6 protein-coding genes are annotated in these 7,719 nt (G+C 72.2%); all 6 read left to right on the forward strand.

What is annotated here, in order from left to right:
* Positions 1-336: 336 nt before the first annotated feature.
* Entirely contained in the window at positions 337-1,782 is a 1,446-nt protein-coding gene (locus ACFUEL_RS30455) for a GH1 family beta-glucosidase (RefSeq protein WP_380240003.1), read from the forward strand.
* Between the two features lie 91 nt (positions 1,783-1,873).
* On the forward strand, positions 1,874-2,863 hold the full coding sequence (locus ACFUEL_RS30460; RefSeq protein WP_380240004.1) for an ABC transporter permease: 990 nt from the start codon (positions 1,874-1,876) through the stop codon (positions 2,861-2,863).
* Positions 2,864-2,866: 3 nt separating this feature from the next.
* Positions 2,867-3,823, forward strand: a complete 957-nt coding sequence (locus tag ACFUEL_RS30465) for an ABC transporter permease (protein WP_380240005.1) — start codon at positions 2,867-2,869, stop codon at positions 3,821-3,823.
* Entirely contained in the window at positions 3,820-4,884 is a 1,065-nt protein-coding gene (locus ACFUEL_RS30470; protein WP_380240006.1) for an ABC transporter ATP-binding protein, read from the forward strand. The genes ACFUEL_RS30465 and ACFUEL_RS30470 overlap by 4 nt, the downstream gene beginning before the upstream one ends.
* On the forward strand, positions 4,881-5,918 hold the full coding sequence (locus ACFUEL_RS30475; protein ID WP_380240007.1) for an ABC transporter ATP-binding protein: 1,038 nt from the start codon (positions 4,881-4,883) through the stop codon (positions 5,916-5,918). Before ACFUEL_RS30470 ends, ACFUEL_RS30475 begins: the two co-directional genes overlap by 4 nt.
* Before the next feature lie 69 nt (positions 5,919-5,987).
* Positions 5,988-7,691, forward strand: coding sequence for an ABC transporter substrate-binding protein (locus ACFUEL_RS30480; RefSeq protein WP_380240008.1), 1,704 nt, complete (start codon positions 5,988-5,990; stop codon positions 7,689-7,691).
* Positions 7,692-7,719: the final 28 nt, after the last annotated feature.

Genomic DNA, 7,719 nt, shown 5'->3' on the forward strand with positions numbered 1-7,719 from the left:
CCCGCCCCGGACGCGCAGCCCGGCCCCCGCCCGCACCCGCGGCAGGGGCCGGGCCGGTCGCGCTGCCGCCGCACCGCCCGCCGCACCGCCCGCCGCACCGCCCGCCGCACCGTCCGCCGCACCGCTCCGGCCACGACTGGAAGCGCTTCCAGTTTCATTTCCGATACGGGCGGTCCAAGTCCTTGACAGCTCCGTCTGACGGGCAGAAACTTCCGGCACCGCCGCTGGAAGCGCTTCCGACTCCCAGTCAGGCCGCCGCTACTTTCCTGCCCACCCGCCGCGCCGTTCAGACGTCGCGGCGGGCACCCGTTCCGAATGCATGGGAGCGCTCCCAAAATGACCGAGGTCCAGGACCGCAAGGCCGCCGAGGCCCGTACCGACGACGTCCTCCGCTTCCCGCCGGACTTCCTTTGGGGCACCGCCACCTCCGCCTACCAGATCGAGGGCGCGGTCGCCGAGGACGGTCGGACCCCGTCCATCTGGGACACCTTCAGCCACACGCCGGGCAAGGTCAACCGCGGCGACACCGGCGACCTGGCGGTCGACCACTACCACCGCTGGCGCGAGGACGTCGCGCTGATGAAGGACCTCGGGCTGACCGCGTACCGCTTCTCGGTGTCCTGGCCCCGGGTGCAGCCCACCGGGCGCGGCCCGGCCGTCGAGCGCGGGCTCGACTTCTACCGCGCCCTGGTGGACGGACTGCTGGCGGCCGGCATCACCCCGCTGGCCACGCTCTACCACTGGGACCTGCCGCAGCACCTCGAGGACGCCGGCGGCTGGACCGTCCGGGGGACCGCGGAGCGCTTCGGCGAGTACGCCGCCCTGGTGGCCGGGGCCCTCGGCGACCGGGTGCGGCACTGGACCACCCTCAACGAGCCCTGGTGCTCGGCCTTCCTCGGCTACGGCTCCGGCGTGCACGCCCCGGGCCGCACCGACCCGGCCGAGGCGCTCAAGGCCGCCCACCACCTGAACCTGGCGCACGGCCGGGGCACGGCCGCACTGCGCGCCGCACTGCCGGCCACCGCCCAGCTGTCGCTCTCGCTCAACCTGCACCAGGTGCGGCCGCTCACCGACAGCCCCGAGGACCAGGAGGCGGTCCGCCGGATCGACGCGGTCGGCAACCGGATCTTCCTGAGCCCGGTGCTGCGCGGCCGCTACGACGCGGACCTGCTCCAGGACACCGCCCACCTGGTCGACTGGGAGAAGCTGGTGCACCCCGGCGACCTGGCGGCGATCGGCGCACCGATCGACCAGCTCGGCCTGAACTACTACTCCCCGGCGGTGGTCTCCGGCAGCGGCGCCTCCCGCGACGACTGCCACGGCAGCAGCGACCACTCGCCGTGGCCCGGTTCGGAGCACGTGGCCTTCCACCAGCCGCCCGGCGAGCTGACCGCGATGAACTGGAGCATCGACCCGACCGGCCTGCGCGACCTGCTCGACCGGATCCACCTGGAGCACCCCGGCCTGCCCGTGGTCATCACCGAGAACGGCATCGCCTGCGAGGACTACGTCACCCCCGAGGGCGCGGTGAACGACCGGGACCGGATCGCCTTCGTCCACCAGCACCTCACCGCGGTGCACCGGGCGATCGAGGCGGGCGTACCGGTGGCGGGCTACTTCCTGTGGTCGCTGCTGGACAACTTCGAGTGGGCGTACGGCTACGCCAAGCGCTTCGGCATGGTGCACGTCGACTTCCCCACCCAGCGGCGCACCCCGAAGGACAGCGCCCACTGGTACGGCCGGGCCTGCCGCACCGGCACCGTCCCGCGCGCGCTGTCCTGACCGTGCCCCGCCCCACCGGACCCGCGGCCGCCGCGCCGCACCGCCCACCCACGCGCCAGTGGCGCCCGAGGACCCCGAAGGGAGCATCGGCATGCGGACGCTACTGCGCCGCCTCGGCTTCTACCTGCTGGCCGGCTTCGCCGCGGTGACCCTGAACTTCTTCCTGGCCCGGCTGCTGCCCGGCAGCGCCCTGCAGAACGCGCTGGCCAAACTGCGCGGCGCCAACCTCGACCCGGACGCGATCCGGGCCCTGGAGGCGCAGTACGGCACGGGCGCCGACCACAGCCTGCTGAGCCAGTACCTGACCTACCTCTCCAGCCTGCTCCACGGGGACCTGGGCCTGTCCACCTCGCAGTCCGCGCCGGTCTCCTCGATCCTGGGCGACACCCTGCCGTGGACGCTGGGCCTGGTCGGCACGGCGACCGCGCTGGCCTTCGTGGTCGGCACGCTGGCCGGGATCGTCGTCGGCTGGAAGCGCAACGGGCTGCTGGACGGCCTGCTGCCCGCCGTCACCTTCTTCCAGTCCGTGCCGTACTTCATCCTGGCCTTCCTGGTGATGATGACCCTCGGCTACTTCGGCGGCTTCTTCCCCTACCAGAACGGCTACGACACCGGCCGGCACGCCCACCTGACGCCGGGCTGGAACGGGCCGTTCGTCACCAGCGTGATCGAGCACGGCACGCTGCCCGCGCTGACCGTGGTGCTGGCCTCGCTGGCCGGCTGGGTGATCGGCATGCGCAACATGATGATCACCACGATGGACGAGGACTACGTCCTGGTCGCCGCCGCGAAGGGGCTCCCGCCGTGGCGGGTGGCCGCGGTGGCGGCGCGCAACGCGATCCTGCCGACCATCTCCAACTTCGCCCTCTCGATCAGCCTGGTGGTGACCGGCTCGCTGGTCACCGAGATCGTCTTCACCTACCCCGGCGTCGGCTGGCAGATCTACCAGGCCGTCCTCACCGGCGACTACCCGCTGCTCCAGGGGATCCTGCTGGTCGTCGTCCTCACCGTGCTGGCCGTGAACCTGGTCGCGGACCTCGCCTACGTCGCCCTCGACCCCCGTGCCCGCAAGGAGGCCTGAGCGATGCGTGCGCTCCGCTCCCCGAAAGTGCTCGCCGGTTCGGCCCTGCTGCTGGTGCTCCTGCTGCTGGCCGTGGTCGGACCGCTGATCGCGCCGCACTCCGCCGACTGGCAGGCCGACCGCACCAGCGGTCTGCCGCTCGCCCCCTCGGGCCGGTTCTGGCTCGGCACCGACCAGCAGCAGCACGACCTGTTCTCGCGGCTGCTCACCGGCGGCCGGGACACCCTGCTGATCTCCTTCCTCGCCGGGCTGTTCGCCTGCGTGCTGTCCGTCGCGGTCGGCGTCACCGCCGGCTTCGTCGGCGGCCTGGTGGACGACCTGCTCTCCGCCCTGGCCAACATCTTCCTGGCACTGCCCGGCCTGCTGATCCTGATGGTGATCATGAAGCCGCTGCCGCCCTCGGAGACCAGCAACCCGCTGCTGATCGGCTCGGTGATCGCCCTCACCGCCTGGGCCTGGGGCGCGCGCGTGCTGCGGGCGCAGACCCTGGCGCTGCGCGCGGCCGACTACGTCGAGGCGGCCCGGGTGATCGGCGAACGCACCTGGCGGATCATCCTGTTCGAGGTGGTGCCGAACCTGCTGCCGATCCTGGCGTCCGCCTTCATCTTCACCGTCATCTACGGCATCGGCACCTACACCGCGCTGGCCTGGCTGGGCGTGATCAGCCCCGCCTCGGTGACCTGGGGCACCGTGCTCAACGAGGCCCAGTCCTCCGGCGCCGCCGTCAACGGCTACTGGTGGTGGTACCTGCCGCCCGCGCTGGCCGTCGCGCTGGTCGGCATCGCCCTCGCCCTGGTCAACTTCGGGATCGACGAGGTGATCAACCCCCGGCTCACCTCGGCCCGCACCGGCCGGGTCCGCGGGGTGGTCTTCCGCCTCGGCCTCACCCCCGTGCTGAAGTCCGCCGCGCCGCAGGCCGCTCCGCCGATCCCCGTCCCGCTGAAGGAGGCGCAGCCGTGACCGGCGAACCCGTCCTCGAAGTCCGCGACCTGTGCGTCGACTACGGCGTCGGCAAGGGCGGCGTGCGCGCCGTCACCGACGCCACCCTCACCCTGCGCCGCGGCGAGGTGCTCGGCCTGGCCGGCGAGTCCGGCTCCGGGAAGTCCACCCTGGCGTACGCCGTCACCAGGCTGCTGCGCGCCCCCGGCGTCATCACCGGCGGCGAGGTGCGCTTCCACGGCCCCGACGGCGTCCTCGACCTGCTGGAGGCCGACGCCGCCACGCTGCGCCGGATCCGCTGGGACCAGATCTCGGTGGTGTTCCAGAGCGCGATGCACGCGCTCAACCCGGTCGCCCGGATCGACGCCCAGCTCACCGACGCGCTCCGCGCCCACCGCTCCCGACTGGGCGCCGCCGAACGGCGGGAGCGGGCCGTCGAACTGCTGCGCCTGGTCGGCATCGGCGAGGAGCGGCTGCGCAGCTACCCGCACGAGCTGTCCGGCGGCATGCGCCAGCGCGTGATGATCGCGATGGCGCTGGCGCTGGAGCCCCGGGTCGTCATCATGGACGAACCGACCACCGCGCTGGACGTGGTGACCCAGCGGGAGATCCTGGACGAGCTGATGCAGCTCAAGGACCGCCTGGGCTTCGCGATCGTGTTCATCACCCACGACCTGTCGCTGCTGATCGAACTCGCCGACACCATCGCCATCATGTACGCCGGGCGGATCGTCGAACTCGCCGACGCCCAGCGGCTGTTCCACAGCCCGCGGCACCCGTACACGCTGGGGCTGCTGAACTCCTTCCCGTCCCTGCACGGCGAACGGGTGCGGATGGAGGGCATCCCCGGCGCCCCGCCCGCGCTCACCGCGCTGCCCGCCGGCTGCGCCTTCCACCCGCGCTGCCCGTTCGCGCTGGAGCGCTGCGCGCACGAGACCCCCCGGCTCACCGAACCCGCCGCACCCGACGGCGCCCCCGAACCCGACGGCGCCCCCGCCGACCGCTCGGCCGCCTGCTGGCTGCACACCGGCGGCGAGCACGTCCCGGCGCCGCTCGCCCGAGTCCTTGGGAGCACCCTGTGACCAGCACCGACACCGCCCGGGTGGTGCACGGCCCGAAGCGGCCGGGCACCCCCGCGCTGGAGGCCCGCGGCCTCACCAAGCACTTCCCGGTCCACGGGGGAACGCGGCGCGGCCGGGTCGTGCGCGCCGTCGAAGACGTCTCGCTGGCCCTGCCGGAGGGCACCGTCACCGCCGTGGTCGGCGAGTCCGGCTCCGGCAAGTCCACCCTCTCGCGGCTGCTGACCCGGCTCACCGCCCCGACCGCCGGCGAACTGCTGCTGGACGGCGAACCGGTCGGCGGCTCCGCGCGGGCCCGGCGCGACTACGCCGGCCAGGTGCACCTGGTGCTCCAGGACCCGTTCTCCTCACTGAACGCCGTGCACAGCGTCCGCTACCACCTGCGCCGCCCGCTCAAGCTGCACCAGGACCTGCGCGGGAGCGAACTCGACGCCCGCGCGGCCCAGTTGCTCGAACGCGTCAGCCTCACCCCGGCCGAACGCTACCTCGACAAGTTCCCGCACGAGCTCTCCGGCGGCCAGCGCCAGCGGGTCGCCATCGCCCGCGGCCTCGCCGTGCGCCCCCGGGTGCTGCTCGCCGACGAGCCGGTCTCCATGCTCGACGTCTCGATCCGGCTCGGCGTGCTCAACCTGCTCGACGAACTGCGCGAGAGCGAACGGCTCGCCATCCTGTACGTCACCCACGACATCGCCTCGGCCCGCTACCTCGCCGACACCGTCGTGGTGATGTACGCCGGGCAGATCGTCGAGTCCGGCCCGGCCCTCCAGGTCACCGACTTCCCGGCCCACCCCTACACCCGGCTGCTGCTGAGCGCCGCCCCCGACCCGCGCCGCCGCGAACCGGTGGTGCTGCGCGGGCGCGGCGCGCCGCCCAGCCTGATCGACCCGCCGAGCGGCTGCCGCTTCCACCCGCGCTGCCCGCTCGCGATGCCGGTGTGCGCCGAGACCGCGCCGCCGGTGCGACCCGCCGCGGGCGACCAGGTCGCCGCCTGCTGGCTGCTCGACCCCGACCGGGCACCGGGCACCGCGCCCGCCTGAACGACCGCCGTCCCCGCTCGAAACCCACCCGAAACCCCACCCGAAACCCCACCCTAGGAGCTCCCACCCATGCGCCGTTCCACCGCCCTCAGAGCCCTCGCCCTGGTCGCCGCCGTCGGCCTCGGCGCCACCGCCTGCACCGACTCCGGCGACTCGAAGTCCACCGAGGCCGGCGCCGACCGGACCCTGGTGGTCGAGTCGACCCCGATGCCGTCGTTCACCGAGAACTACAACCCCTTCGACGGCAACTCCTTCCTCTCCGCCCAGAACGCCCGCTCGCTGATCTTCGAGCCGCTCTTCCAGTTCAACACCCTCAAGGCCGACCAGCCGCCGATCCCGTGGCTCGCCAAGTCCTACGCGTGGTCGAACGACAACCGCACGCTCACCCTGACGCTCCAGTCCGGCATCACCTTCAGCGACGGCAAGCCCTTCAGCTCCGCGGACGTCAAGTTCACCTTCGAGATGCTGAAGGCCAACCCGGCCACCAACACCGGCGGCGCGCCGCTGCCCAGCAGCATCACCACCCCGGACGCCACCACCGTCGTGCTGGACTTCGACGGCCCGCAGAAGGCCAACTTCATCGGCATCGGCAACCAGCTGATCGTGCCCGCGCACATCTGGTCCACCATCAGCAACCCGGGCACCGCGGTCGTCAAGGCCGACCAGGCGATCGGCACCGGCCCGTACCTGGTGGACAAGTTCACCGCGCAGAACATCACCTTCAAGGTCAACCCGGCCTTCCGGGAGAAGCCGAAGGTGCAGCACATCTCCTTCCCCGCCTACGCGACCAACGATGCCGCCACCCTGGCGCTCAACAACGGCGAGATCGACCTCACCGGCAACAACATCACCAACGTCCAGAACACCTTCGTCGGCAAGGACCCGGAACACCACCACCTGTTCCAGAGCACGGCGCCGTACTTCCCGGCGTCCAACACGGTCTCCCTGATGCTCAACAACAAGAGCGCCAGCGCCCCCGCGCTCGCCGACCCCGCCGTCCGCAAGGCGATCAGCGCCGGCCTCAACCGCCGCGCCTACGCCGGCCAGTGCGAGACCGACTACGCCCGCCCCGCCACCTCCTCCGGCGGCCTGCTGCTCCCGGTCGACCAGGCGATGCTGAACCCGGCGCTGGCCGACGACCTCAAGCCGGAGGCCGACGCGGCCAAGGTCGACTCGCTGCTCGGCGGCGCGGGCTGGACCAAGGACGGCAGCGGCAAGTGGACCCGCGACGGCAAGACCATCAAGTTCACCATCATCGACCCCAACTCGTTCTCCGACTACTGGTGCGCCGCGCAGGCGATGGCCAAGGACCTCAACGCGCTCGGCTTCGACGTCAGCACCAACGGCGCCTTCGACTTCAACAGCTGGAACACCGCCATCACCACCGGCAACTACGAGGCGGCCATCCACTGGGGCCAGGGCGGCACCCCGTTCCAGCGCCTGCAGTACGTCCTCGACCCGAGCATGGGCGCCGAGACCGGCCAGGTCGCGGCCGGCGACTTCAGCAAGTACGACTCCCCGAAGGCCCGCGACGCCGTCAAGGCGTTCCAGAACGCGGCCGACGCCGCGGCCGAGAAGACCGCGCTGAACACCCTCCAGCAGATCATGTCGGACGACGTCCCCGCCGTCCCGGTGTTCTACGGCGCGGCCTGGTACGAGTACAACGACACCGACTTCACCGGCTGGCCGAACGAGAGCGACCCCTACATCAACCCGGGCCCGAACTCCCAGGCGTACGAGTACATCATCCTGCACCTGAGCCCGCGCGACTGATCCCGCCCCCGGGCGCAGCAGGGCCCTG

Source organism: Kitasatospora sp. NPDC057198, from assembly GCF_042670125.1.
Lineage (GTDB): Bacteria > Actinomycetota > Actinomycetes > Streptomycetales > Streptomycetaceae > Kitasatospora.

Excerpts from the sequence above, each read along its gene's own strand:
- ACFUEL_RS30455 (WP_380240003.1), top strand. The coding sequence starts at position 337 with ATGACCGAGGTCCAGGACCGCAAGGCCGCCGAGGCCCGTACCGACGAC.
- ACFUEL_RS30480 (WP_380240008.1), top strand. The coding sequence starts at position 5,988 with ATGCGCCGTTCCACCGCCCTCAGAGCCCTCGCCCTGGTCGCCGCCGTC.
- ACFUEL_RS30460 (WP_380240004.1), top strand. The coding sequence starts at position 1,874 with ATGCGGACGCTACTGCGCCGCCTCGGCTTCTACCTGCTGGCCGGCTTC.
- ACFUEL_RS30465 (WP_380240005.1), top strand. The coding sequence starts at position 2,867 with ATGCGTGCGCTCCGCTCCCCGAAAGTGCTCGCCGGTTCGGCCCTGCTG.